32 protein-coding genes are annotated in these 26,670 nt (G+C 42.8%); all 32 read left to right on the forward strand.

The genetic code is table 11. The features are described 5' to 3' along the window. A complete protein-coding gene (flgC, locus tag LQZ75_RS06365) occupies nucleotides 1–444 on the forward strand; it encodes a flagellar basal body rod protein FlgC (RefSeq protein WP_230096998.1) in 444 nt (147 codons plus the stop codon). A gap of 16 nt (nucleotides 445–460) precedes the next feature. After that, complete coding sequence (gene fliE / locus LQZ75_RS06370; protein ID WP_230096999.1) at nucleotides 461–781, forward strand: flagellar hook-basal body complex protein FliE; 321 nt, start codon at nucleotides 461–463, stop codon at nucleotides 779–781. A gap of 26 nt (nucleotides 782–807) precedes the next feature. Beyond that, complete coding sequence (gene fliF, locus LQZ75_RS06375) at nucleotides 808–2,340, forward strand: flagellar basal-body MS-ring/collar protein FliF (protein WP_230097000.1); 1,533 nt, start codon at nucleotides 808–810, stop codon at nucleotides 2,338–2,340. Nucleotides 2,341–2,361: 21 nt separating this feature from the next. Further along, nucleotides 2,362–3,366: a flagellar motor switch protein FliG gene (gene fliG / locus LQZ75_RS06380; RefSeq protein WP_230097001.1), complete on the forward strand. Its 1,005-nt coding sequence runs from the start codon at nucleotides 2,362–2,364 to the stop codon at nucleotides 3,364–3,366. Further along, nucleotides 3,350–4,045, forward strand: coding sequence for a FliH/SctL family protein (locus LQZ75_RS06385; protein ID WP_230097002.1), 696 nt, complete (start codon nucleotides 3,350–3,352; stop codon nucleotides 4,043–4,045). The genes fliG and LQZ75_RS06385 overlap by 17 nt, the downstream gene beginning before the upstream one ends. Nucleotides 4,046–4,048: 3 nt before the next feature. Further along, nucleotides 4,049–5,380: a flagellar protein export ATPase FliI gene (gene fliI, locus LQZ75_RS06390; protein WP_230097003.1), complete on the forward strand. Its 1,332-nt coding sequence runs from the start codon at nucleotides 4,049–4,051 to the stop codon at nucleotides 5,378–5,380. A 15-nt stretch (nucleotides 5,381–5,395) separates the two neighbouring features. Continuing rightward, the gene (locus LQZ75_RS06395) at nucleotides 5,396–5,833 is read left to right on the forward strand and encodes a flagellar FliJ family protein (protein ID WP_230097004.1); all 438 of its coding nucleotides are present in this window, start codon (nucleotides 5,396–5,398) and stop codon (nucleotides 5,831–5,833) included. A gap of 22 nt (nucleotides 5,834–5,855) precedes the next feature. Then, complete coding sequence (locus tag LQZ75_RS06400; protein WP_230097005.1) at nucleotides 5,856–7,169, forward strand: flagellar hook-length control protein FliK; 1,314 nt, start codon at nucleotides 5,856–5,858, stop codon at nucleotides 7,167–7,169. A 12-nt stretch (nucleotides 7,170–7,181) separates the two neighbouring features. Then, on the forward strand, nucleotides 7,182–7,703 hold the full coding sequence (locus LQZ75_RS06405; RefSeq protein ID WP_230097006.1) for a flagellar hook assembly protein FlgD: 522 nt from the start codon (nucleotides 7,182–7,184) through the stop codon (nucleotides 7,701–7,703). 63 nt (nucleotides 7,704–7,766) lie between these two features. Further along, nucleotides 7,767–8,645, forward strand: coding sequence for a flagellar hook-basal body complex protein (locus LQZ75_RS06410; protein WP_230097007.1), 879 nt, complete (start codon nucleotides 7,767–7,769; stop codon nucleotides 8,643–8,645). A 17-nt stretch (nucleotides 8,646–8,662) separates the two neighbouring features. Next, entirely contained in the window at nucleotides 8,663–8,857 is a 195-nt protein-coding gene (locus LQZ75_RS06415; RefSeq protein WP_230097008.1) for a flagellar FlbD family protein, read from the forward strand. Between the two features lie 6 nt (nucleotides 8,858–8,863). Next, nucleotides 8,864–9,352: a flagellar basal body-associated FliL family protein gene (locus tag LQZ75_RS06420; protein ID WP_230097009.1), complete on the forward strand. Its 489-nt coding sequence runs from the start codon at nucleotides 8,864–8,866 to the stop codon at nucleotides 9,350–9,352. A 14-nt stretch (nucleotides 9,353–9,366) separates the two neighbouring features. Then, nucleotides 9,367–9,723, forward strand: a complete 357-nt coding sequence (locus LQZ75_RS06425; RefSeq protein WP_230097010.1) for a flagellar biosynthetic protein FliO — start codon at nucleotides 9,367–9,369, stop codon at nucleotides 9,721–9,723. Continuing rightward, on the forward strand, nucleotides 9,724–10,509 hold the full coding sequence (gene fliP / locus LQZ75_RS06430) for a flagellar type III secretion system pore protein FliP (RefSeq protein ID WP_230097011.1): 786 nt from the start codon (nucleotides 9,724–9,726) through the stop codon (nucleotides 10,507–10,509). 11 nt (nucleotides 10,510–10,520) lie between these two features. Then, nucleotides 10,521–10,784 carry a flagellar biosynthesis protein FliQ gene (gene fliQ / locus LQZ75_RS06435; RefSeq protein WP_230097012.1) on the forward strand — a complete coding sequence of 88 codons (264 nt, stop codon included), beginning with the start codon at nucleotides 10,521–10,523 and terminating at the stop codon, nucleotides 10,782–10,784. A 7-nt stretch (nucleotides 10,785–10,791) separates the two neighbouring features. After that, nucleotides 10,792–11,544 (forward strand): flagellar biosynthetic protein FliR, encoded by a 753-nt coding sequence (fliR, locus tag LQZ75_RS06440; protein WP_230097013.1) that lies wholly within the window; start codon nucleotides 10,792–10,794, stop codon nucleotides 11,542–11,544. A 3-nt stretch (nucleotides 11,545–11,547) separates the two neighbouring features. Then, the gene (flhB, locus tag LQZ75_RS06445; RefSeq protein ID WP_230097014.1) at nucleotides 11,548–12,615 is read left to right on the forward strand and encodes a flagellar biosynthesis protein FlhB; all 1,068 of its coding nucleotides are present in this window, start codon (nucleotides 11,548–11,550) and stop codon (nucleotides 12,613–12,615) included. A 22-nt stretch (nucleotides 12,616–12,637) separates the two neighbouring features. After that, nucleotides 12,638–14,713 carry a flagellar biosynthesis protein FlhA gene (gene flhA / locus LQZ75_RS06450; RefSeq protein WP_230097015.1) on the forward strand — a complete coding sequence of 692 codons (2,076 nt, stop codon included), beginning with the start codon at nucleotides 12,638–12,640 and terminating at the stop codon, nucleotides 14,711–14,713. 32 nt (nucleotides 14,714–14,745) lie between these two features. Beyond that, nucleotides 14,746–15,465, forward strand: a complete 720-nt coding sequence (locus LQZ75_RS06455) for a sigma-70 family RNA polymerase sigma factor (protein ID WP_230097016.1) — start codon at nucleotides 14,746–14,748, stop codon at nucleotides 15,463–15,465. Further along, complete coding sequence (locus LQZ75_RS06460) at nucleotides 15,462–16,163, forward strand: flagellar hook-basal body protein (protein ID WP_230097017.1); 702 nt, start codon at nucleotides 15,462–15,464, stop codon at nucleotides 16,161–16,163. The genes LQZ75_RS06455 and LQZ75_RS06460 overlap by 4 nt, the downstream gene beginning before the upstream one ends. Before the next feature lie 19 nt (nucleotides 16,164–16,182). After that, on the forward strand, nucleotides 16,183–16,962 hold the full coding sequence (locus LQZ75_RS06465; RefSeq protein ID WP_230097018.1) for a flagellar hook-basal body protein: 780 nt from the start codon (nucleotides 16,183–16,185) through the stop codon (nucleotides 16,960–16,962). 112 nt (nucleotides 16,963–17,074) lie between these two features. Beyond that, entirely contained in the window at nucleotides 17,075–18,220 is a 1,146-nt protein-coding gene (locus tag LQZ75_RS06470) for a methyl-accepting chemotaxis protein (protein ID WP_230097019.1), read from the forward strand. Between the two features lie 15 nt (nucleotides 18,221–18,235). Further along, the gene (locus LQZ75_RS06475; protein WP_230097020.1) at nucleotides 18,236–18,706 is read left to right on the forward strand and encodes a chemotaxis protein CheW; all 471 of its coding nucleotides are present in this window, start codon (nucleotides 18,236–18,238) and stop codon (nucleotides 18,704–18,706) included. After that, complete coding sequence (locus tag LQZ75_RS06480; protein ID WP_230097021.1) at nucleotides 18,699–19,181, forward strand: chemotaxis protein CheD; 483 nt, start codon at nucleotides 18,699–18,701, stop codon at nucleotides 19,179–19,181. The genes LQZ75_RS06475 and LQZ75_RS06480 overlap by 8 nt, the downstream gene beginning before the upstream one ends. 17 nt (nucleotides 19,182–19,198) lie before the next feature. Next, nucleotides 19,199–20,197, forward strand: coding sequence for a chemotaxis-specific protein-glutamate methyltransferase CheB (cheB, locus tag LQZ75_RS06485; RefSeq protein WP_230097022.1), 999 nt, complete (start codon nucleotides 19,199–19,201; stop codon nucleotides 20,195–20,197). Nucleotides 20,198–20,199: 2 nt separating this feature from the next. Continuing rightward, nucleotides 20,200–20,976 carry a CheR family methyltransferase gene (locus LQZ75_RS06490; protein WP_230097057.1) on the forward strand — a complete coding sequence of 259 codons (777 nt, stop codon included), beginning with the start codon at nucleotides 20,200–20,202 and terminating at the stop codon, nucleotides 20,974–20,976. 16 nt (nucleotides 20,977–20,992) lie between these two features. Beyond that, nucleotides 20,993–23,074, forward strand: coding sequence for a chemotaxis protein CheA (locus LQZ75_RS06495; protein ID WP_230097023.1), 2,082 nt, complete (start codon nucleotides 20,993–20,995; stop codon nucleotides 23,072–23,074). Next, nucleotides 23,064–23,651: a chemotaxis protein CheC gene (locus LQZ75_RS06500; protein WP_230097024.1), complete on the forward strand. Its 588-nt coding sequence runs from the start codon at nucleotides 23,064–23,066 to the stop codon at nucleotides 23,649–23,651. Before LQZ75_RS06495 ends, LQZ75_RS06500 begins: the two co-directional genes overlap by 11 nt. An 11-nt stretch (nucleotides 23,652–23,662) precedes the next feature. Beyond that, nucleotides 23,663–24,025, forward strand: coding sequence for a response regulator (locus LQZ75_RS06505; RefSeq protein ID WP_230097025.1), 363 nt, complete (start codon nucleotides 23,663–23,665; stop codon nucleotides 24,023–24,025). A 21-nt stretch (nucleotides 24,026–24,046) separates the two neighbouring features. Next, nucleotides 24,047–24,439 carry a chemotaxis protein CheW gene (locus LQZ75_RS06510; protein WP_230097026.1) on the forward strand — a complete coding sequence of 131 codons (393 nt, stop codon included), beginning with the start codon at nucleotides 24,047–24,049 and terminating at the stop codon, nucleotides 24,437–24,439. Between the two features lie 15 nt (nucleotides 24,440–24,454). Next, the gene (gene fliM, locus LQZ75_RS06515; protein ID WP_230097027.1) at nucleotides 24,455–25,465 is read left to right on the forward strand and encodes a flagellar motor switch protein FliM; all 1,011 of its coding nucleotides are present in this window, start codon (nucleotides 24,455–24,457) and stop codon (nucleotides 25,463–25,465) included. Continuing rightward, on the forward strand, nucleotides 25,458–26,642 hold the full coding sequence (gene fliY / locus LQZ75_RS06520) for a flagellar motor switch phosphatase FliY (protein WP_230097028.1): 1,185 nt from the start codon (nucleotides 25,458–25,460) through the stop codon (nucleotides 26,640–26,642). The genes fliM and fliY overlap by 8 nt, the downstream gene beginning before the upstream one ends. The last annotated feature ends 28 nt before the right edge of the window (nucleotides 26,643–26,670 follow it).

Consider the following 26,670-nt stretch of genomic DNA (forward strand, 5'->3'; position numbering starts at 1 on the left):
ATGAGTTTTTTTAACGGATTAAATATTAATGCGAGTGGGCTAGCTTTAAATCGTTTACAGATGGATGTTAGCTCAACCAATATTGCCAATGTTAATACGAATACCACGCCTGAAGGTGGTCCGTATAAAGCCAAGACTGTTCAATTTAGTGAAAATTTGATGGCACATCAAGCCGATTTAAATGATCCAAGTAGCAGTTTGAACTCCCCCAGTTACGGCGTTAAAGTTACGGGCATCACCGCTAATCAAAATGTTAAACGTACATATGATCCAACCAATCCCAATGCTGATGCGAACGGGTATGTCGCCCAATCAAATGTCAATTTGGCTGATGAAATGGTCAAAATGATTCAAGCCCAACGCTCGTATGAAGCGAATGTATCAGCCACAGAAATGAACAAATCAATTTTACAAAAAGCCTTACAAATTTCATTAAACGGTTAATTCGAGGAGAAAATAAATGGAATCAATCAATAGTTTGTTATCAAACGTACAAGGTTATCAAGGCTTTTTGGCTAAACAAACGGGCTTAGAAAATACCGATTTTTCCGCGACCCACAGTGCTAATTTCAGCCAGTTACTCGGGAATGCAATTAACGGTCTTAACAATAATGTCAATGCGATGGAGCAAGGGACGGCGGGGTTAATTTCGGGAAATAATAATGATTTGGGTAAAGCTATGGTTCAAATGACAGAAGCCCAACTTTCAGTACAGACAGCGGTTCAGGTCCGCAATAAAGTACTTGAGGCCTATAACGATATTAAGAATATGCAATTCTAGGAACCGTGTGAAAGGGATGTAAGTAAGTGGAGCGAGTTAATAGCAGTTTTGGAAATATTAAGGACAAGTGGTCAGCAATTAGTCGCCCAATGAAGATTGGGATTATCAGTGGCTTACTTAGTTTAATAGCAATTGGTGTGATTAGTTTCACATTATTAACCCGGGTACAATATGGCGTATTGTTTGCCAATGTTAACCAAGGTGATGCGGGAAATATTACCGCGACTTTGAAATCACAAAATGTCCCGTACAAATTGGAGGATGGTGGCACAACCATCATGATTCCAGCCGACAAAGTTGACCAAACGCGGATTGATTTAGCAATGGCCAATAAATTACCAAATAGTACGAGTGGTTTTGAGTTGTTTGATAAAACCAACATGATGACCACGGATCAAGACCGTAAGATTATGTATCAACGGGCTTTAACTGGTGAATTGGAACGTTCAATTAGTTCCCTAAATGCGGTCCAATCAGCCCGGGTGATTCTAGTGACCCCGAGTCAAAGTGTCTTTGATGATTCAACGGACAAAAAAGCTTCCGCATCCGTAATTTTGACGTTAAAAGGTAATACGATTTCAAATTCCGCGGTCCAAGGGATTGTGGCTTTGACGTCGGCATCCGTTGAAAATTTAAATCCTGATAACGTTAAGGTTGTTGATAGTAATGGCCGCATTTTAGCGGATGGTGACAGTGGTAATGATAATCCACTGACTGGGGGCAATAGTAAATTCCTCCAAATGAAGCAACAATATGAAAATCAATTAACGCAAAAATTGAGTACGTTATTAACGCCAATTTATGGGGCCGGTAAGTTCCAAGTTGCCATTAATGTTGATCTTGATTTTAATTCCGTTGAACGCAACACGGTTAAATACAGTAATCCTAATATTCGCAGTGAGAACCTGCAAATTGCTGGTAATAATGCTAACAACCAACAAACAAGTGGCCAACCTGATAACGCGGCCAATGTTGCGGGGGCCAAAAATGACCAAAATGGAACGTTTAACCGCACGATTAATAATGAACTTGATACAGATACGACCAAAATTATTAATGCCCCCGGTTCGGTCCAACGAATTACCGCATCAGTTGTCCTTAATGGTGATGCCAATAATGCGGCTAGTGCGAACCAAGTCCAAACAATGGTGGCTAATGCGATTGGCTTAGATTCAAAACGGGGCGATGCCGTTAATATTCAAGATGTGTCATTTGCTAAAACGAAAATGAATACTACCAGCAGCCCTAAAGAGGCTAAGAAAGCCAATGATTTATGGATTTACTTAGCCGTTGAGGCGGGAATTTTAACTCTTGGTTTAGCAACTTTCTTCATTATTCGCAGTCGCCGCCGAAACGAAGAAGAAGATGAATATGAATACGATGACTATGAGGATGAAGCCAAAGAAGTTCCGGAAGCACCAAAAAGTGCGCCAGTTGAACTTGATGAAAATGCCGAGTCAGTTGTTGAAAGTAAAACCAACCAGGCAAAAGATTTTGCTATGAAGAATCCCGATATTGTCGCTGATTTAGTTAAGACATGGGTTCGTGAAGATAAATAAAACACTAGGAGTTATGAGTGCATGGATCAGAATGAAGGCGTAAAAAAATCCGCGGTTCTGCTAATTTCCTTAGGTTCAGAAGTTTCAGCCCAAGTTATGAAACAACTACCGGATGATTACATCCAGAAAATTAGTTACGAAATCGCTAATACTGATTACGTTAAACCAGAACGACGTGATCAAGTTTTAGATGAATTTATTAATACGGCTAACGGGCGCCAATATATTCTGGATGGTGGTTACGATTACGCCAAAAGCGTCTTAAACCAAGGGTTAGGCCCGCAGAAAGCCAAAGAAATTTTGGATGTTTTAAAGCAATTACAAATGCGTGAACGGCCATTTGATATTGCACGGACGGCCGATTTACAGCAGTTAGTTAATGTTTTAATTGATGAGCACCCCCAAGTTATCGCGTTAGTTTTATGTTATATGCAACCGGAAAAAGGGGCCGCTTTATTGGCCCAGTTACCGCGTGATTTACAAGTTGATGTGGCTGAACGGGTCGGGTTAATTACGACGACTTCACCAGAAGTAATCAAGCGCATTGAAGAATCGCTTGAAGCGCAATTATCAAACTTCGAAGTCGCCGATACCGAAAATGTTGGTGGAGTATCAGTCTTGGTTGGTATCTTGAATGCCGCCAGTCGCAGTACCGAAAAGAATATTTTGGGCGACTTGGAAGAACGGCAGCCTGAATTGGCAACTGAAATCAAAACGAGTCTCTTTACCTTTGATGACATCACATCATTATCTGATATGGATGTTCAAAAAGTATTGCGGGCAATTGATAATGAAGCCCTTAAGTTGGCCTTGAAAGGTGCCGCCGCTGATATTAAAGAATTTATCTTTAAGAACTTATCACAACGGGCCGCCGAAACGATTCAAGAAGAACTTGAATTTATGGGACCAACCCGCTTAGCAACGATTGAAGAAGCCCAACAAAAAGTGGTCGCTGAAATTCGTCGCCTAGATGATAATGGTGAAATTTATATTGAACGAGGAAATACGGATGGAATGGTCAAATAATGTTTGGAAACAAGCAGCTGTCATTGATAATAATGCGCCCAAGCCCATCATTACTGATAATTTAGTACCGTTAGCAGCGCCGAGTGAAGATGATAATATGCAGGTATTTAATGCTGAAAACCAAGCATTACGCCAACAAATTATGACAGATGCCCAACAAGCCGCCGAAGCATTAAAAGCGCAAGCCTTTGCAGAAGGGCAAGCGGCGGGTTATGAAGTTGGTTATAACGAAGGTAAAGCCGTTGGTGATCAAATGGCCCAGCAAATTAGTATGGAAGCTGAGCAAAATTATGCGGCTGCCCAAGCTGATATTGCAACTTATTTGCACGATAAGGAAGCCGAAATTGTTGCCTTTGCGGTGGCGATGGCCGGTCAAATTGTAAAAAAACAAATTGACTTAGATGAAACGACCATTGGGAACATTATTGCCCCAACGTTATTACAACTTGGCCAACCAGACCAGTTAATTACCGTCACGGCTAACCCAGCCCATCGTGAAGTGTTAACGGCTAAATTAGAAGCCAAGAAAGCTGAAATTCCAAATTTGCATTATTTATTACTCGACGATATGCAATATGAATTAACAGCGTTGAAAGTTGAAACGAGCGATACGCTAGTAGTGTTTGACTTAGAAACGGAATTAAAAAACTTACTCGTAGAATTACAAAAGGTTGGATAGACGATGACATTTGCATTAGCGACAGATAAATATTTAACCGTTGTTAAGCAACAACCTTTTACGCAAACCTTTGGGAAAGTCAGTGAAGTCGTCGGCTTAGTAATTAAGGTCGTCGGCTTAGCGAGCTTTGTGGGTGAAATTTGTGAAGTTCATTTAGCAAGTAGCCATAAAGTCGCACTAACTGAAGTGGTCGGGTTTGTTAAAAATACAGTCCTCTTGATGCCCTTGGATGACTTAGATGGCATTAGTCCGGGGTGCTTAGTCGTACCAACTGGCCGGGCATTAACGGTTAAAGTTAATCCGGCTTTATTAGGCCACACGTTAGATGGACTAGGTCGGCCGATGGATGATTTACAAATTACTGAAGAATTCACGGAATTTCCAGTCATGCGTGATGCTCCTGATCCATTTAAACGCCCGCCAATTCGAGAAACCTTACCGACTGGTGTTCGTGCTATTGATGGCTTACTCACAGTTGGTAACGGCCAGCGGATTGGGATTTTTGCCGGGAGTGGGGTTGGTAAAAGTACCTTACTCGGCATGATGGCTAAATACGCCGACGCTGATGTGATTGTGATTGGTTTGATTGGTGAACGGGGCCGTGAAGTCCGCGAGTTCATTGAAAAAGACCTCGGCCCGGATGGGTACAAAAAAGCCGTTGTCGTCTGTGCAACTTCTGATATGCCGCCATTGGTGCGGTTAAAAGGGGCGTATGTAGCAACGGCGATTGCTGAATATTTCCGTGACCAAGGTAAGAAAGTTGTCTTGATGATGGATTCGGTGACGCGGTTTGCGATGGCCCAACGTGAAATTGGGCTTTCAACGGGGGAACCGCCAACTACGCGCGGATATACGCCATCGGTTTTTGCGATGTTACCTAAATTACTCGAACGTAGTGGTCCAGCTGAGCACGGTTCAATCACGGCTTTTTATACCGTGTTGGTTGAAGGGGATGATATGAATGAACCGATTGCCGATGCGGTCCGCGGGATTTTGGATGGCCACATTATTTTGTCACGTAAGATTGCGGGGCAAAATCATTATCCCGCGATTGATGTGCAAAGTAGTTTGAGTCGATTGATGAAAAGTTTAGTCAGTCCCACTCACGCCAATGCCGCTAATAAATTACGCCAAAGTATGGCGACGTATAACGAGACCAAAGATTTAATTGAAATTGGCGCTTATCAAGTCGGTACAAATCAAGCCGTTGATCATGCGATTAATTTACACGAACCAATCAAACAAATTTTGACCCAATCGGTTGATGAACATGCTCCGTTTAATAATACGGTCCACCAGTTAGAACAACTATTTCAACAACCAACCATGATGTAACTCGAGGTAATAGTAATGCAAAAATTTAAATTTGAATTAGCAAGTTTACTTGAATTTCGCCAGCAGGAAGAACAAACCGCTAAGCAAGCCTACGCGTTAGCCAAACAATCGGTTATCCAAGCGCAAACGGCCACGACGAAGTTATTAAACGAAAAGCATCTGATCTTTGCTTATGCGTCTAAATCCGTCGAACTGCTCCAAGCCCAACGGCGCTATTTAATTGATATTGAAAATCAAATGACAACGTTAGCATTACAAAAAAACGAACGCGAAGCAGCGGTCAAAACGACCCAAGCAGCTTTAGTCCAAGCCCGCCAAGCCCGCCAAGTGATTGAAAAAATATACGTTAAAAAATTAGCCGAATATCAGGCGGAAGTTAAACGGACGGAACAAATTTTTCTTGATGAAGTAGGGACGCAAAATTATATGCGGCAGCAAGCTAGCGGCTATTAAAAATTAAGAAAGGAGTTCCGCTATGAATCAAATCACCCCGCCAACAACGAGTGCCGTAAATACTTTGTCTAAAAACAGTAACTCAGCGGCTAGTTCAAGTGATGATAACCAAGCTTTAGCAGCAATTTTTGCGAGCCTCCTAGCTCCAAGTCCGCTACCAATGGCCCAACAAGATGCACCATTACCCCCCACGGATAACCTAGTGCAAGCGGGCGATGATGGTGTGCTCGGTACGGCTTTACCAAGTCAAAGTCCTGGTAGCTTGAGTGTCGAAGAGGTGCCAATCCCCCAAGCAGCCAAGCCACTAGCTAGCCCCGTGACCGACATGGGAACTAGTAACGTGCCAGCCCCAGTAAATAGTGGCACGGCCCCAGTCGCCGAAGTAGCTGCATCGGCTGCCCCAAGTACACAATCAATGGCCGCTACTAACCAGCCAACAAGCGCACCGTTAGCAAGTGACAATAGTAAGTTAAATAAGGATTCAAAGTCGATAAGTAACCCTAGTAATGATATTTTTGCTAAAAATGTTACAAACTCAAATGATGATGTGATAAAAAACTTTGAAGCTAGTAACAGTAATGTATTTAGTGTAGAAAAAACTTTGCCGGTGACGGCCAGTGCACCGGTGGAGCTTAAAGCAATAACGCCGGCCACGGGAGGACCTGATTCGGCGACTGCGCAAAGGCAAGCTACGACTGATGACAAAGCTCCCGCGCCAACAACCGGGCAACTGCCAAGTCAGGCCCCAGAATTACCACTGACGCTGACTGGGAATATCATCCCCAACCAAGTCCCAACGATTACCAATACGCCGGTGCTAACAACGGTCAAAATTGAAAGTCAGCCACTGATGCCAACGAATCAAATTAGTAATATGGCCCAAGTTATCACCGAACAAGTTAAGACCATGGGCTCAGGGGATACCAAGGTGGTTGTTTTCCGTCTTGAACCAGCTGGCTTAGGCCCGATTAACGTTAATTTACAGATTAACCAACAGCAAGTTTCCGTGGAATTCAAAATGGAACAAAGTCAAACGCATCAAATGTTAGCAGCGGCCATGCCCAAGTTACAAGAGATTTTAAAAGCGACGACGGATATGCCATTGCAAATTAATAATCCCACCCCAACCCCAGCGGTGACCAATGTTAGTGCCCCAACGAGTCATACGCTGAGTGATATGAATCAACAGATGATGTTTAACCAGCAAGGTCAACACGGTCATGGTCAACCATTTACCGGTGATAAACGTAAAGCTTATCAAGGACCGCAAGAAGTCGTAGTTGAACCAGTTGAAACCCAACCCGCGGCCGATGCGACCGTTAGTATTTTAGTTTAAGGAGGAAGTCTGATGGATATAGCAAATAATGCCAATGCACTGAATACCGTTTTACCTGGTTCCGTCAAAATTAGTAAAAATAATGATAATGGTACCGGTATTTCAATGGATCAGTTCTTGAAAATCATGGCCGCAACGATGAGTAACCCGTCAATGGATGGCGGTTCAAGCGGTGGCGGTAGTAATACCGATTACCTCTCACAATTAGCGCAATTTAGTGAATTACAAAAAATGAATGAATTGGGCCAAAACTTGCAAGCCACGGTGATGATGTCCCAACAACAACAAGCCTTTGGTTTGATGGGCCAAAACGTGGTGGTCACAGATATTGATCCTAATACTAAAAAGCCCATTGCGATTAGCGGTCCCGTTGATCGGGTGCAGTTCAACAATGGCTATGCGACGATTCAAGTGAAGGGTAAGTATTATGACCTAAGTGCTTTAAATGAAGTCGATGGTAAATTAGGCCCTGATACAACCGATCCTATCGCCCCAACCCCCGCTCCAACTGATTCATCGGCTCCAACTAATTAAAAAATATAGCAACTTATTAATTTACTGAGACGCCCGCGTGGCGCATTACGGAGGAAAAGTAAAATGTTACGTTCATTATATTCAGGTGTTAGTGGAATGAAGAATTTGCAAAACGAACTCGATGTCGTTGCAAATAATATCGCCAACGTTAATACTATTGGTTTCAAATCTAGTCGAGTTAATTTCCAAGATATTATGAGTCAAAATATGCGCCCCGCCGCAGCTGGTAATAATGCAGCAGGTGGCCTTGGTGGAACCAACCCAATGCAAATTGGGTTGGGGGTGACAACGGCATCAGTGGATACGATGATGGGTAATGGTGCGCAACAAACTACTGGAAATGGGCTTGATGTATACCTTGATGGACCTGGATTTTTGGTGATGCAAGATACTAGTGGTAGCCAAATGTATACGCGGGCAGGATCATTGCAAGTCGATGCTAATGGCTACTTAGTTAATAACAGTGGGGTGAAAGTGATGGGAGCCGCTAACACAACTGCTAGCGATACTGTAAACACCGTCCCAACTTTAACAACATTAACATCAATTAAAATTCCCGCTACGGCCACGGTTAAGGGAGCCACAGTTAATGCTACTGGCACCCCAGAAATTGGGGCCGATGGGGTAATTACGCAATCTTATGGTGGTACTAAAATTGCCGTTGGTCGGATTGCTGTTGCTAACTTTACGAACCCGAATGGTTTGGCCAAAGCCGGTGGTACGAACTTTACGGCTAGCCCTAACTCTGGTGATCCGGTAATTAGTAATGCCGCTGCGAGTGGGGTTGCTGTCGTTCGTAGTGGGGCGCTTGAAATGTCAAACGTGGACCTGTCAACTGAATTTACGAACATGATTGTTGCGAGTCGGGCCTACCAAGCCAATGCTAAGTCAATTACGACTTCTGATGAAATTCTCCAAACTTTGATTAGCTTGAAGCAATAAGCGTGAGGAGTTGATTAATGATTCAATTAACATCATTAGTTGGTAAGCAGTTTTACGTGAATTTCAATTTAATTGAACAAATGAACGAAACACCAGATACCGTGCTGACGCTAACGGATGGTAAAACGTTCGTGGTGCAAGAAACGGCCGGCCAAGTTGTGCAGTTAATTATTGAATTTCAGCAACAGGTTCACCAAAAATTACAAGGATAGGGAAGCATGGCAAAAGCAAAAGAAGAGAATGTAAGTCGTAAACGGTCACCATTAATTTTGGTTGTGATTATTTTATTAGTCATTATTGGGAGTGCGGGTGGCGCGTTTGCGATTAGTAAATATGTTACCAAGACTCCACCATCAGCGTTAGCGCAAAGTGAATCGCAAGCACTTGCCAGTAAAGTCGTGATGTTACCGTTAGCAGCCTTCACGATTAATCTAGCGAAGACCCCAGATGACAACACCCCACACTACATGAAGATTAGTTTAACGGTTTCGTTACCGGATGATAAAGCAAAAGCGGCGTTGAAAAGTAAATTACCAATTGTCCGCGATAGTGTCATTAGTGTCTTGAGTCAAAAAAGTCAAAACGACATTATCTCAACCAATAATGATCTGCAAACTTTAAAGAACCAATTAAAGAACAAAATTAACAATAATGTCGGCTTACCAGCTATTCAGGATGTCTACATTACCGATATGGTCTTGCAATAAACGAGGAAAAACAAATGACAGTATGGTCGATTATTCAAACAATTGTAATGCTCTTAGTGGTGATTTATTTAATTAATATCACCCTTAAATTACTTGCCAAACATAGTACGCAAAAGGATGCGGCAATTCAAATTATTCAAAAAGTTGCTGTTACCAAAACGTCGGCGTTGGCAATTGTTAAAATTGTCGATCAATACTACGTGATGAGTTTAGCCGAACAGCAAAACCAAATTGTTCGTGAATTAAATCCGGCCGAACAAGCCCAAGTGGCCGCTGAGATGGCGACGCGTCAAGCCAATGCCGCTAAGCCGCAACAAGTTAGTGTTGAATTCACCAAAATATTATTGCAAAAACTAGGTAAGGGAAAGTAAATGAAAAAGCGAAATTTAGCGATTATTTTGACGTTAGTTAGCAGTATCTGTGTGCTAGCGGTCTTACCAAGCCCGGTGTATGCAATTGATATTAATCAAGTGACGGACACTAGTAACAACATTTTTAAAAATATCGGTGGCGGGGCCAATCAATACATTAATACCTTTTTATTGATGACGTTGTTATCCGTTATTCCAATGATTTTAATTATGATGACGTCGTTTACGCGCATCATCATGGTGTTGTCATTTGTTCGCAGTGCCTTAGGAACTCAACAAAATCCACCTAACCAAGTGCTCATTGGGCTGGCCTTATTTTTAACTTTTTTTACAATGAAGCCGGTGTTTACCGATGTCTATAATGACGCGATTGTACCGTATAATCAGCACCACATTAGCCAACAACAATTGCTTGATCGCACTGAAAATCGCTTTAAGAAATTCATGTACAAGCAAACTAGTCAAAAAGATTTGAATTTATTTTTACACGCGAAGGAAAATAATCTTGGTTCAAGTAAGGCGGTGCCTAAAAACCCCGACAAGATTGATTTAACGGTAATTGTTCCGGCCTTCATTATTAGTGAAATGAAAACGGCCTTTAGTATTGGTTTCTTGATTTTCTTACCGTTCATGATTATTGATATGGTTGTCTCCAGTGTCCTGATGTCGATGGGGATGGTGATGCTGTCGCCGATGGTGATTTCATTACCGTTTAAATTACTGTTATTTGTACTCGTTAATGGTTGGTACCTACTCGTCCAATCATTAATTCAAGGCTTTCAATAAGGTGGACGGCGATGTCAGTTGGAACAGTTTTAGAAGTAATCCGCGATGCTTTTATCCGGATTTTGTTAGTTGCTAGTCCAGCCCTTGGCGTGGCACTAGTTGTTGGGGTAGTCATTAGTATTTTCCAAGCCGTAACCCAAATCCAAGAACAAACATTGAGCTTTGTGCCCAAGTTAGTCGCAATTTTAGTGGCGATGATTGTTTGTGGGAATTTTATGTTAACGATGCTTTTAGAATTTACTAAATCAATCTTTAGAATGATTGCCAAAATGTGAGGTATTGATGGCGCAAGTGCAAGAAGGGTTGTTGATTTTATGTCGGATTGCGGCATTTATCGCCATTAGCCCGGTATTTTCAGAAAAAAATTTCCCGCAAACCGCTAAAGTCGGCTTAAGCGGAGCGCTAACCTTGATGGCGTGGCCGGCGGTTACTCATTTTACGGCAACGCAATCATATCTCATTTTTGCGTTGCTAGTCATCAAAGAAGTCATTTTTGGCCTCTCGATGGGCTACATCACGAAATTGATTTTTAGTGCCGTCATGTTAGCTGGTAGTGTGATTGACTTTCAAATCGGATTTTCCGCCGCACAATTGTATGATCCGTCATTTGAATCATCAATGTCACAATACGGCCGCGTTTATTACTGGTTAGCCTTATGTGCATTTTTTATAACTGGCTTGCATCGGTTATTAATCAAATGGATTCTCTTATCATTTCAAGTCGTGCCGCTCGGTGGCATTAACTACAGTGGCGCCACGATTAACGGGGTGGTCCAAACGTTTGCCGCTTCCTTTGCGATGGGGGTGAGCTTAGCCGCTCCATTAGTAGTCGCCTTAATCACGATTGATATTACCTTGGGGTTTGTCTCGCGCACGGTGCCGCAATTGAATGTGTTGATGATGAGTTTACCCGTTAAACAGGCGTTAGGATTTTTAATTACGCTGATTTTATTACCAAATATTTTGAGTATGTTGATGCGTGATATTCCTAATTCAATTCAAACGATGTGGGACTTTATTCGTTCAGTGAGGTAGCCAATGGCGGAAGATAAAGCAAATAAAACTGAAAAACCCTCCGCCAAACGCTTACGGGATGCCCGCAAACGTGGTCAAATTCCCAAGAGTCAGGATTTAGTTATTGCCCTGTCGTTGCTGGGGTTTGCGCTAGTTTTGGAACCAATGTGGTCCAATGTCGGTGGGTACTTAGTTAATTATTTAACGGCGAGTTTTGAAAATATTAGTCAAACCAAAGTCGCGTTTAATACGTTACCACGGCTTGGCACGCAATCGATTTTGATGCTGTTCATTTTAGCCGGGCCATTTATGCTACTGGCCGTCATTATTGGGTTACTCGGTAATTTATTGCAAACTGGGATTTTATTTACGGCCCAGCCGTTGAAACCGGATTTTAAGAAAATTAATCCAGTTACCGGGATTAAAAATTTTTACAGCATGACGACGCTCGTCAATTTAGGCAAAACGCTGTTTAAATTTATCGTTGTGAGCTTCATTGCCTATGGGGCGTATCAACAAGCGATTCCCACGATTGTTAATTTAGCTGCGATGGGGCCCCAAGATGTGTTCCACTTTGTCTTATCATTTGCCCATGATATCGCGTTAAAAGTGGCCTTGTTTTTATTATTTTTGGCCGTCTTGGACTATGTGTATCAACGGTATAGCTTCTTCAAACGGTTACGGATGTCTAAACAAGAAGTTAAAGATGAATACAAGCAAAATGAAGGGGATCCCAAGATTAAAGCCCAACGTCGGGCCCAATATCAACGGCTGCTGCATAACTCGGTCGCCAAAGTTAAAGAAGCCACGGTCGTCATTACTAACCCGACTCACTTTGCAATTGCCATTAAATATGATAGTGCCGTTGGGGTGCCCGTCGTATTAGCTAAAGGGGCCGATGAAATTGCCCAAAAGATGAAAGCCGAAGCGAAACGGCTTGATATTCCAATGATTGAAAATCGACCGGTGGCGCGGGCTTTATTTAAAGCCGTTGAACCGGGTGAATTCATTCCCGCTGAATTATTTGAAGCCGTTGCTGGGATTATTGCCGTCGTATACAAGTTAGAAGCCGAAAAGGCCGGTAAGATTTAAGAAATACAAGAGGATTGTCAGGATGCAAAAAGCCGCCAAAAAAAGTTCCAAATTTAAAACAGCTGATATATTAATCGCCTGCCTTGTGTTAGGAATTATGGGCTTAATCATCGTGCCATTACCACCATTTGTGCTCGATTTCTTAATTGTTATCAACTTAACGGTGGCGATGAATATCTTACTGATTACGTTATTTACTAAATCAGTGTTAGAATTCACGACTTTTCCAACGTTATTGTTAATTACGACGATGCTCAAGCTCGGTTTGAATATGGCCTCAACGCGGTTGATCTTAACAGATGGTTCCGCCGGTAAAGTAATTGAAGCCTTTGCCGATGTGGTGGCCGGGAATAATTACTTAGTCGGTATTATTTTGTTCGTGATTATCATGGTTGTCCAATTGGTCGTTGTGACAAATGGGGCCGGTCGGGTATCTGAAGTTTCAGCCCGGTTTACTTTGGATGCGATGCCTGGGAAACAAATGTCAATTGACTCGGATTTAAACGCCGGTTTGATTGATCAAAAAACGGCCCAACGTCGCCGCAATGATTTACAGCGTGAAGCTAATTTCTTTGGGGCCATGGATGGGGCTAGTAAGTTCGTCAAAGGAGACGCGATTACTAGTGTCTTGATTGTGGCCATCAACTTACTTGGTGGGGCAGCGATTTTCTCAATTGGCGGTAAGATGACGATTGTGGAAGCCCTTAGTAACTTTGGGAAGCTTTCTATCGGGGATGGCCTAGTTAGTGCCGTGCCATCATTGCTAATTTCGGTAGCGACCGGGATTATTGTGACCCGTTCGGAAAATAACAAAAGTTTTGGGTTGGAAATTAAAGCCGATGGATTACGTAATCCGAACTTATTTAAAATTGTTGGGGTAATTTTAGTGCTCTTGGCCTTAGTGCCCCACTTCCCATTCTTGCCCTTTATGTTAGTTGGGATTGGTTTGTTTGCGGCGAGTTACTTCATCAAACAAAAAGAAGATCAACGTCAAATTGAAGCGAAGCGTGAAGAACAAATTCTAGCTTTGGAACAAAAAAAGCAAGCCGAAGAAGAAGACGAATCAGTGGCGTCATTCCAAGTTGAACCGATTGCGATTGAAATCGGGTATGGCTTGATTTCAATTGTCGATGATTCGGTTGAAAACAGCTTGATGAAGCGAATTGTTGGTATTCGAAAACAAAGTGCCCGTGAACTAGGAATTTTAGTTAGCCCGGTGCGGATTCGCGATAATTTATATTTAGCAGCCAATGATTACTCAATCAAAATTCGCGGGAATGAAGTTGGTAAGGGTGATATTTACCTGGATAAATATATGATTATTAGCCAAGGGGACGATGATTTTCCGTTTGACGGGATTAAAACCAAGGAACCCGCGTTTAACTTAGATGCGATTTGGATTGAAGCCAAGGACAAAGAAAACGCTGAACTCCAAGGCTTTACCGTCATTGAACCGCTCACGGTCATTACGACGCACTTAAAAGAAATTATTTACAGTCACGCGCCAGAACTCTTGGGCCGGCAAGAAGTTAAGAAGTTACTTGAAGGGATTAAAGATCAAAGCAACGTCGTGATTGATGAATTGATTCCAGATATTATGCGGCTTGGTGAAGTTCAAAAGGTGTTGCAAAACTTATTAGATGAAAAAATTCCGATTAATGATTTGGCCACGATTTTAGAAACGCTCGCCGATTATGGGCTCGTGACCAAAGATGGAGAAATGTTAACCGAATACGTCCGCCAAGCGTTAAAACGCACGATTGCCGCCAAGTATGTTGGTGAAAATGACAAGATTAATGTCGTGACATTACACCCTCAGCTAGAAGAATTAATCAGTAACAGTATTCAACAAACTCCAACTGGTTCATACCCCGTATTACCCCCAGATACAGTTAATAAGCTCTTACAAGCCGTTGGAACCATTCAACAAACCCTGTTAGTCCAAGATTTGAGCTATGTTATTTTAACGTCACCGAAAACGCGGTTGGCCTTGCGTAAGTTAATTGCCTTTAACTTCGCGGATACCCCAATCTTGTCATTAAATGAAATTCCTAATGAAGTGGCCATTGAAGCCATTGCGACCCTTAGTCTTGACTAGGTATACAAATAAGTTAAAAGGAGTGCGTTGCTATGTACGAAATCGATGTTGAAACAAAAATTTTAAGTTATTTACCGTTAGTGCAGCGAGTAGTTAATCGCTTAGCAATTAAAAATTTTGATTATTCCAAAGATGACTTATTTAATATCGGGGTAATTGGTTTAATTGATGCCATTCATAAATTTGATCCAACTAAAAAAGTCCCGTTTGAAGCGTATGCCACTTTTCGGATTAAAGGTTCAATCATTGATGAAGTCCGGAAACATGCCAAAATTTCGCGTAATCGGATGGCTATTTTAAACCGATTTTACGCCGTTAAACATGAATTAACGATGGCTCTTGATCGTGAACCAACGGATGAAGAAGTCACCCGCAAAATGCAGATTTCTAATACCCAACTCAATGAAATCTACGATAGTATGCATTTTTTGGCGAGTGTTTCTTTAGATTCAACCTTATTTTCCGGCAGTTCCAATGGTGAAGAAGGTTTCTCACTCAAAGAAATGTTACCCGATACAACGCTCCAAAGTAGTGATTCACTGTTAGAACAAGATGAGCAACGCCAAGTTTTACGCGATAAAATTGGGCTCTTACCGGAACGCGACCAAGTTATTTTGAACTTATACTACCTTGATAACTTAACGCTCAAAGAAATTGCGATTGTCTTAGATGTTTCAATCGCGCGTGTTTCGCAACTCCACGGCAAAATTGTTGCCAAATTAAAAACTATGATTGAAGAGGAACTCGCATGATTCGTGCCCTGGATACATTACAAAATAACTTCGATTTGCTAATTCAACGGCAAGCTAATTTAGCTAGTAATATTGCTAATGCCAATACGCCTGGCTACATGGAGCAAAACCTGTTTCAATCAACTTTGCGCGAGGTGCGCTTACATAATTATCAAGGTGGTAAATATATTAACAGCTTTAATGATGCCGGTGGCTTTACCTTTGGCAATGAGCTTAGTGGTAGCCGCTTAAACACCAATAAAGGTGCGATGAAAACAACCGGTTTGCAAACTGATTTTGCGATTCCCACGGCTGGTTTTTTCAACATCCAAATGCCAAATGGTCAAACTGCCTACACCCGCAACGGGAATTTCCGTCTCAATGACCAAAACCAATTGGTAACGCAAGATGGTTATGCCGTTTTAGGTCAAAATGGCCAACCCATTGTCGGCACGGATAACCCACCATTTAAAATTACCAATTTTGCTAACATCAGCCAACTGGCTAACCTTGGCAACACATATTACACCAGTCCCACGCCGGGAACGACCGTCACGACTCAAGTTCAAGCGGGGATGCTTGAGCAAAGTAATGTTCAAATTGCTGATCAGATGACATCGATGATTCAGATTTCCCGCGAATATGAAGCCAATCAACGGGCTCTTTCAATGAATAATGCCACCCTGGATAAAGCCGTTAATCGTCTCGGCGCTCTTTAATTAATTTGAGGAAAAATAAATGAACATTCAAAGTCTCTTACAAGTCAATAAAGCCGGGATGAACGGTAACCAAAATAACTTAGATATCATTGCCAATAATTTGGCTAATTTAACCACGACCGGTTTTAAAGCCAAGAGTGGGGCCTTTGGGGCGACCCTTAACAATCAAATCAATAACCAAGAAGTGCCATTAGCGGCAACCAGTAACCCGATGACACTGAACACGGGCTTAATTGTGGGAAGTGATATCGATGACTTCCGCCAAGGGGGCTTACAAACGACCGGCCAAAAAACCGATTTTGCCCTCCAAGGGAATGGCTTTTTCGGAGTGCGCGATGCCAACAACCAATTATTGTTGACACGGGTTGGGGATTTCAAGCGTGATGCCCAAGGTACGTTGGTAACAGATACGGGCTTGCACGTTGCGACAACTGATCGCATCCCGCAAAACCAATGGCCACAAGGTGAGATGGCCGTGAGTGCGAATGGTGATATCACGATTCAGACGCCCCAAGGAAGTGTTGCGGTGGGACAGTTAAATATTTACCAACCGCGCAGCTTAAATGATTTGCAACCGGCCGGCAATACGATGTATCAAGCCCAAGGTGGGGCCGTCCAAATTATTAACGGAACCCCCGGTGCCGGTAGTATTACGCAAGGGGCCTTGGAAAATGCCAATGTTGATATGGCTAGCCAAATGGCCGATATGATTTCAACCCAACGGGCTTATCAATTAAATGCTAAAGCGTTACAAGCGACGGATAATATCTTAAATGTCACAAATAATTTCAACCAATAACTTTAATTTAGCACCATTAATTCCGATAAGTACTAATGAAAGTTTAGCTAATTAGCAAGCGTTGCTTTAGCAAATTTTTTAAATCACAGGTAGATAGCGGAAGGAAGTTATTATGGTTCAAAAAAACAGTCGTAAACGGGCCCAGGTTGGCCGGATTATTAATTACAGCATGCCAGTAATTACGTTATTAGTGGGAATTATTTTCCTATTTAGTAATGGGGTTACCATGGGTACGCTATTAACTTACAGCATCATTATGGTGCTTTGCTGTGTCCTTGCTTATAGCGGCTTAGTTTTAGCTAAGCCCACGAGTACTACTCCAGGAGCACCGGCGTTACCAACTGAAGCACCAGTTGAGGCCGTCGTTGCTGAACCAACTGCCGAGGCCGGCATTCCTGAAGCGACCCCAGTGTTTGATATGCAAATTGCGGAACACTTAGCTGCGGCGCAAGAAATCAGCACTAATTTGCAAACTAGCTTAGTGGCCCTTGGTGGTACCAATGGTCACCGCACGCTAGCTGCTGATGAAATTAGTAAGCAAATTCAAGCGTTACAAGCCCAAGTGGCCCTAGTTACCGAAAGTATTAGTACCTTGGGTGATTTCAACCGGGAAGTTGTTGCGGCTGATCAAACGGCAATTACTGATTTAGAAAATTTAGGCACGGCGTGGAAAGCAGACCGTGACAATAGTAATCAATTGATTCAAGAAATGGTTGATATGGACCAAGACGTTCAAAGTATTGTTAAGATTGTCAGCTTAATTAACGATATTTCTGAACAAACTAATTTATTAGCCCTTAACGCCTCAATCGAAGCCGCCCGCGCTGGTGAAGCTGGCCGTGGGTTTGCAATTGTGGCCGAAGAAGTGCGTGATCTAGCCGAACAAAGTGGTCAATCAGCTAAGAGCATCACGTCAATTATGGAAGCAATTCGCACTAAGTCAGAACACATGGTGGTGGCATTAAACGAATCATATTCAAGTAACACCGAACGGACAACGAAGCTTGATGACATGGTTAATGATATGCAAGCCATCTTAGTTAAAACGGATGCCCTTGGTCCGCAAATGGCTACGATTGGTAACGGCTTAGCTGAAATGAAGACCATCAACGGGACGCTGACGCAAAAAATGGCCCAATTTGGCCAACGCGAGGCCACGCAAGTTAGTGCTAAGATTGCCGAAGTTACAAATGGCTTATCAGAAATTAATGCTAACTTAGCGGTGATTGAAGCCCGCCAAGCAAGTCAAAATAACTAAGGGAAGGCAAATAGTATGGGGCAATATGTAGTATTTAAAAGTAATGACCAAGCATTTGCAATCGACGTGCATGTCGTAAAACGGGTCGTTGAATCCGATAGCTTTATCAAAATTCCCGAGGTTGCCGATTATGTAATGGGCGTTTATGAATATGAAGGCGCCATGATTCCAGTCATTGATTTACGCCAAAAATTATTTAATATCGCTACCGAAATGACGTCGGAAGCCAAAGTTATTTTGTGCCGTTGGCAAGACCGCTTACTAGGCGCATATGTCGCCGATATTGATGGCATCTTTGAATTACAAGAAGCCAATTATGAAGAAGAATTACGCAAAGCCAACTTAAAGAATGGTTACATTGATAAATTCTTGAAGTTAAATGGGGATGTCGTTATTTCACTAGAATTAGAATACTTATTTAACAATGAACAAGCTGATCAGCTGTTAATGCTTGAGGCAGAACCTGAGCCCGCCAACCATGACTGAGCAACTGCACGCTGGTATCGCCGAATATAAAATTGGTCACGCCCCGCAAACATTAGCCGCCCTCGGGTTAGGCTCATGTGTTGCGACCGTTATCTATGATGAAGAACACCATCTTGGCGGGATTAGTCATATTATGTTGCCCGATAGTACCGCATTTAGGGCCAGTCAAACAACCAATCACGCGAAGTTTGCTAACTTGGCATTACCAGAAATGGTGACGGCACTACGCCAAGCTGGAGCGACGGGACCATTAACTGCCAAAATTGCTGGTGGGGCGCAAATGTTTAAAACCGCGAGCACCCAACTCAATATTGGCCAACGTAATATTATGGCCGTGGAAGCTACGTTAGCTCAATTGGCAATTCCAATTGTGGCCCGCCATGTTGGTGGGACCCAAGGGCGGACGATGATGGTTGATTTAGGTGATTTTTCAACGATGATTCGGATTGTGCACGAAGGGACCATCTATATCTGAGGTAAAGGAAATCGGGGATGATTAAAGTTTTATTAGCGGATGATTCCGCGTTTATGCGTAAAGTTATTAGCGACATTATTACCCGCTTCCCAGGCGTTGAAGTTACCAAAATTGTGCGTAATGGCGCCTTAGCAGTTGAAGCGGTGCAAACCGAAATATTTGATGTTGTGATTTTAGATGTTGAAATGCCAGTGATGGATGGCTTGACGGCCTTAAAAGGGATTAAAGCGGTTCGCGATATGCCAGTCATTATGTTAAGTGCGTTGAATAATCAAGCCTTAACGATTGCGGCCTTGGAAGCCGGGGCGTTTGATTTTATTGAAAAGCCACTGAATTTACATGCGATTGATCCAGAATGGTTAATGATGTTTGCCGACCAAATTATTGCCAGTACCAAGCAAAAAGGTGTCGGCACGGCCCGCGTTAGCCAACCAGCCATGGTGCACCCAGTTGCTGTTGAACCAGCAATTATTGTAATTGGGGCGTCAACGGGGGGACCAAAAGCATTGCTGCAACTAATTCAAGGTTTACCGGCCAAGCTGAAAATGCCGATTTTAATTGTGCAACATATGCCTAAAGGGTTTACAACGCACTTTGCCAATCGGTTGCATGAATTTACAGCCAATAACGTTTATGAAGCCGCCGATGGCATGGTCGTGGAAAATGCGATTTACTTGGCGCCAGGTGATTACCATATGGAAATCATTGGTGGGCGCATTAAGTTACATCAAGCGGAAAAGATGCATGGCACGCGCCCAGCCGTGGATTATTTATTTAAATCTGCGGCCGCCCAATATGGGGCCCGCGTCACCGCCTTTTTATTAACCGGCATGGGTCATGATGGGGCGGATGGGATGGCGACAATTAAACAACATGGTGGCTATAACATTACCCAAGACGAAGCCACGTGCATCGTTTATGGCATGCCTAAGAGTGCGGTGGCGTTAAAGGTCGTCGATGAAGAATTAAGTTTGGCGGCCATTAGCACTAAATTAAATCAATTGGTAGGAGCGTAATGATGATCCAAAATTTTGAACAGTTTAGTACGTGGGTGGAAGCAACGTATGGCCTCCATTTGACGGCGTATAAAGAACGTCAAATGGAACGCCGCTTACTAACTTTAATTGATAAATTAGCACTCAGTGGCTTTGACCAGTATTGTCAATTATTGCAAAAAGACCCCCAAGCACGGGAAGCTTTCTTTCAATATGTGACGATTAATGTCACTGATTTTTATCGGAATCCGGAAATATTTGAAATTTTTGAACGTTACTTAGTGGCCCACCAAGCAACCCAAGCCGGCCCAATTCGGATTTGGAGTGCCGCGTGCTCAATTGGTTCCGAACCATACACCTTGGCGATGATGGCGACCAAACATCAATTAAGCAATATCAGCATTACGGCGACGGATTTGGATAAAGCCGTTTTGGCGACAGCCCAAGCCGGCCGCTATTCGCCGGTCGAAGTGCGCAATGTTCCTGGTGCTGATTTGGTGCGCTACTTTGACTTAGTTGGTCCCAATCAATACCAAATTAATCCGCGCATTCAACAGTTAGTGACATTTAAACGCCACGACTTGTTGGGGGATCCATATGGTCATGATTATCACTTCATCGTTTGTCGCAACGTTACGATTTATTTCAAACCGGAGGCCCGCGATGAAGTTTATCAAAAATTCAGTGATGCCTTAGCCCCCGGAGGAATTTTATTTACCGGGGCGACGGAAACTATTAATTTCCCGGAAAAATTTAATTTAAAAAAGATTGATAACTTTATCTACCAAAAAGTTAATTAGGAAAGGAGCCGATACCATGGATGATAATAGCGTTTATTTAAACCTATTTTTTGAAGAAAGTGACGACAACTTAGCGTTACTAAACGATAGTGTCTTGCAGTTAGAATCAGATCCCCAAAACATGGATTTGATTAATGAAATTTTCCGGGCCGCCCACACCCTTAAAGGTATGTCAGCGACGATGGGCTATGACGTGATGACGAAAATCACGCATAAGATGGAAAATTTATTTGATTTTTTCAAAACTGGTAAGCTCCAAGTTACGAGTGAATACATCTCAATTATCTTTGATTGCTTAGACACTTTGTCACAATTAGTTGAAGATTTACGTGAAGGAAACGAACTCCAAGAAAGCCAAATTAGTGGTCCGTTAGCGAAGATTGCCGTTGTTGAAGCCCAAGTTAATGGGGCAGCCCCCGTTGCTGCCTCAAGTACGGTGGTTGAAACGACAGCATTAGATAATACCTTCCCCAACCTTGATGCCGCGGATGTTGATGTTATTAACGTAGCAGTTAATGATGGGCACAACGCCTTTCAAATCGGGGTGCGCATTGATCCTGAATCAGCTTTAAAAGGCGCCCGCGTCTTCTTAGTAATGGAAAAGCTTGGCCAAGGTGGGGATGTGATTGTTGTTGAACCCGATACCGAACGTCTTGAAGCCGGCGATTTTGATACCGACTTTAAGTTTATCTACGTGACTAAAAATGCCCAAGCTGAGGTTGCAAGCAGCATTGCCAACATCAGTGAAATTGACCAAATTTTAGTTGATCCGTTTGGGACGGTCACCGCAGCTGAACTGACACCAAGTGCCCCAGTTGCAACGCCAGCACCGGCCCAATCAACACCGGCTGCGGTTGCGATTCCCGCAGCCCCAGTTGAAAAAGCGGAAGCTAAAAACAACCACCCACAAAAAGCGGCGAACAACCAATCAATTCGGGTTGATTTAAACCGCTTGGATTTATTCTTGAATATTGTGTCGGAATTAGTGGTTTACCGGAATCAATTAGAAGATGCTAGCAAGCGCGATAGCATGGATGATGTTAAAGATTCACTCGAACACGTTTCCCGCTTAACTTCCGAACTCCAAGATTTAGTTTTGAAAATTCGGATGCAACAAGTCAATGTCGTCTTCAGTCGGTTCCCACGGATGGTGCGTGATTTATCACAACAACTCGGTAAAGATATTGAGTTGATTATCAAAGGGGAAGAAACGGAATTGGATAAGACGGTGGTCGCGGAATTAAGCGAACCATTGATTCACTTGTTCCGCAATTCCTTAGACCACGGGATTGAATTACCTGATGTGCGTGAAGCGCATGGTAAGCCACGCCAAGGGGTGATTGAATTATCCGCGATGCAAGAAGGTAACAAAGTCCACATCACCTTAAAGGATGATGGTAAAGGGCTTGACCCGGTTGCTATTCGAGCTAGTGCGGAACGCAAAGGAATCAACACCGAGGGCATGAGCGAAGATGAAGTTAAGAAACTGGTCTTCCACCCTGGTTTCTCAACTAGCCAAGAAGTTACCAACATTTCTGGGCGCGGGGTTGGACTGGATGCCGTGGTGGCTAAGATTGTCGAACTCGGTGGGGCATTTGACTTAACGAGTGAAGTTAATGTCGGCACGACGTTCACGATTAAATTGCCATTAACGCTTTCAATCATTCAAGCTTTATTAGTCAAAGTCGGCACGGAAACTTTTGCCACACCCCTGGATGTTGTTGAACGGGTTGTGATGGTCACGGAAGATGAAATCACGATGACGGGTAACCAAGAAGTGTACGCTTTCCAAGGAATGTTGATTCCAGTGTTACGGACCGATAAAGTCTTGGATATTCCAGGTCAAGCCATCCAACGCCGCTATGGAATTGTTGTGAAACTTGAAAATGATTATTTCATGGTCTTAGTTGATCAACTCCTTGGCCAACAAGAAATCGTTATTAAAAAGATTGATAGCTTGTTGCAACAACTTAACCGTTACCAAGGAGCAACCATTCTTGGGAATGGGTCAGTCGCCTTGATTTTGGATGTTAATGCCATTTGTCACGCGACTAAAGGCGGTACCTTAAACGAAGTAGGCCCATTAAATGAAATTTGATGACCAGCGCCTGGATAGTTTACGGGAAATCGTTAATGTTGGTGGTGGGCATGCGGCCACTAGTTTGGCGGTTTTGACCGGTAAACGGATTGAGATGGCGCTACCAGACGTTAAACTGCTAGCGTATCAAAGTTTGTTTACGGAAGTCTTAGCCGCTGATGAAGTGGTGGAGGCCGTTTACAACCAAATTGAAGGTGATTTAACCGGTGTGTTTCTTTTCGTTGTTTCACATGAAACATCCAATTTATTAGCCCAATTTATGACGGGTAGTTCGGTTGTCAGTCCGGAATTGCAACAATCAGCGGTAAATGAACTCGGTAATATTATTGCCAATTCATTTTTACGCGCCGTTGGTGATTTAATCGGCCTCCAAGTCCAAGCTAACGTGCCAACCCTAATGCACGACGTCTTTGGAGCTTTGATTACGAGCACCTACATGGAATTAGAACAGTACGATGACCAAATTTTGGTAATTCGGAATGAATTTAAATATGCACAACAAAACTTAGATGCATCATTATTCTTTATTCCTGCGAGCGGGAACTTAGAAAAAATGTTTGATGCAATAGGACTTTAAGGAGAAAAATAATGGCAAAACGAGTATTGATTGTAGATGACGCGGTATTTATGCGCATGAAGTTAAAAAACATTTTGGAAGCAAATGGTTATGAAGTAGCGGGTGAAGCCCAAAACGGTCAAGAAGCTTTTGATTTGTACCAAGCAACTAAGCCTGATTTGGTAACCATGGATATCACAATGCCAGAAGTTGATGGGATTGATGCGTTGAAGATGATCAAAGGGGCTGATGCCAGTGCTCGCGTCGTGATGTGTAGCGCCATGGGTCAACAAGGCATGGTTATGGACGCGATTCGTTCCGGGGCCGTTGACTTCATCGTGAAACCTTTTGATACTGATCGCGTTATTAAAGCCCTTGAAAAGGCCCTCGCATAAAGTTAGCTAGGAGAATAAGCTATGCAAATGATTCTATTTAAAATGAATCAGCAGCATTACTTGATTTCGGCCGATACGGTTGAAGAAGTTGTCGATACGATTGCGATTACACAAGTTCCCCTAGCACCTAAATGGGTCGAAGGCTTAATTAACCTCCGGGGAACCGTGATTACCGTGGTCAATTTGGCGACCTTAATAGGTGTTGCTGAATCAGCTACCAATAAAAATATTTTGGTATTAAATCATGAAGGTAATCGTAAAGGATTATTGATTGAAGAAGTGATGGAAGTCTTGGATATCGAAGACCAAGATGTCCAATTGGCGGGTATTAATAGTGATTCGCACTTTGTCGGGGTTGTCGCCGTTGAAGATGTAATTGCTGATGTTATTGATGTTGCAAAATTAAGTTTTTAGTTAGGAGGAGGCCTTGTGGATCAAGTATTATCACAACAAGAAATTGATCAGTTATTAAACGCCATGAATAATGGTGATATTACGCAAGAAAGCATCGCGGAAGATCCCAATGATGTCAAAATTAAAACATATGATTTCCGGCGGCCAACCAAGCTTTCCAAGGAATATATCAATACTGTTCATTTGATTTTTGAGGATTTTGCTAAAATTGCGACTAACGTCCTATCTACGCAACTTCGGACCAATGTACGCCTCCAGTTGGCCTCCATTGAACAAATTAGTTATGATGAATTTATGCATTCAATTCCGCGCGTGACTTTGATGGGTATCATGCAATCGGCGCCTCTCAATGGGATGCAGTTGATTGAAATTAACCCCCAATTAAGTATGCTCCTCGTCGATCTATTATGTGGAGGTCAAGGGGTTAGTTCTAGTGGTCAAGCGATGATTGTTGATAAAGAACGCTTCTCAGAAATTGAGTTATCGTTATTGCAAGACAGCGCCCGGCGGCTCGCGGATACCTTTAAGCAAGCGTGGTCTGGCATCGTTGAACTAGATACTAAGCTTGAAGGGGTCGATACGAATCCCCAATTATTACAAACAATGTCACCAAATGAGCCAGTCGTGTTGTCAACAATTGAAGTTGATATTGTCGGGGTTAAGTCATTTATCAATGTTTGTATCCCGTATGTGTTCTTTGAAAGCATTACGGATAAGTTGAGTTTCCATAACTGGTTTGATAATACTAATTCAGCGAATGAACATGCCCCTGAAGATTTGCGGGCGCGCATGAATGATGTTGAATTAGAAATTGAAACTAAACTCGGACAGGCCGAAGTTAAGTTATCAGAATTTCTGGCGATGGAAGTCGGCGATGTGATTAAGCTTAATCGTCGGACTACTGAACCATTGGAAACGTATGTCCAAGGGCATGAATACTTTAAAGTTAAGCCAGGTAATAGTAGCCATGGCCAATACGCAATTGAATTATTAGAAAGATCACAAGGAGCGCTAGAAAATGACTGATACTTTATCGCAAGCCGAAATTGATGCAATGATGAATGGCTCATTTGAAGAACCAACACCAGCACCAGTTGAGGAAAATCATATCCCGGAAGCACCCAAGCCAGTTATTGATACAACGGATGAAAGCACCCGTTGTGATTTGCTTGGTGAGGTCGGTAATATTTCAATGTCGCAAGCGGCAACGACATTATCATCAATTTTGAACCGGCGGGTTAACATTACGACACCGCGGGTTAAAAAATGTCTCTTTAGTGAAATTATGGGCAGTTTAGTCACCCCTAAAGTGGCCACGATTGTCGAGTTTAAAGAGGGCTTACTTGGTTCTAACTTAATGGTGCTTGACGTCAATGATGCCAATATCATTGCCGACTTAATGATGGGGGGCGAAGGGAAACCAACGTCAACCGAATTTACGGACTTACAATTAAGTGCCGTCGCTGAAGCAATGAACCAAATGATTGGCTCAGCTTCAACTTCAATGTCAACGATGATTGAACGCAAAGTTGATATCTTGCCACCGCACGTGCGGATGTGGAATAATCCGCAAAGTATTGATTACGATGCGATTGATCCTAGCGAATACGTCTACCGGATTTCCTTTAATCTTTCAGTTGAAGGGTTGATTGAAAGTGAGATTATGCAAATTTTCTCAAACGAAGTCGTAGAAGAGATCGAAAAATCAATGTTGGGGATCAGTGAACCAGCGGCCCCAACTAGTGCTGCTCCGGTGACCGCTTCGGTTGAACCGGTGCAACCAATCGCCCAGCCAAACCCACAACCAGTGGCGCAACCAATCGCCCAGCCAAACCCACAACCAGTGGCGCAACCAGTCGCCCAACCAACCCCGCAACCAGCTGCTGCCCAAGTTAGCCAACCCCAGTTCCAACCATTGGCGGATGCGACGGTTAAGACTGGTGATAACCTTGATTTGATCTTGGATGTACCGTTGAACTTGAGTGTGGTCCTTGGTCGTAGTCAAAAGAAAATCCGTGATATTCTGTCATTGAATGTCGGTTCGGTGGTCGAATTAGATAATTTAACTGATGAACCACTCGATATTCTCTTGAATGGTAAATTAATTGCCCAAGGGGAAGTCGTTGTTATTAATGAAAACTTTGGGATCCGGATTACTAACATTTTAACGATGAGTGAACGATTGCATTCGATTAATAAATGATAGAGCGCTCCAAAAGTTTTTATGCAAT

Source organism: Periweissella fabaria, from assembly GCF_918814575.1.
GTDB classification, from domain to species: domain Bacteria; phylum Bacillota; class Bacilli; order Lactobacillales; family Lactobacillaceae; genus Periweissella; species Periweissella fabaria.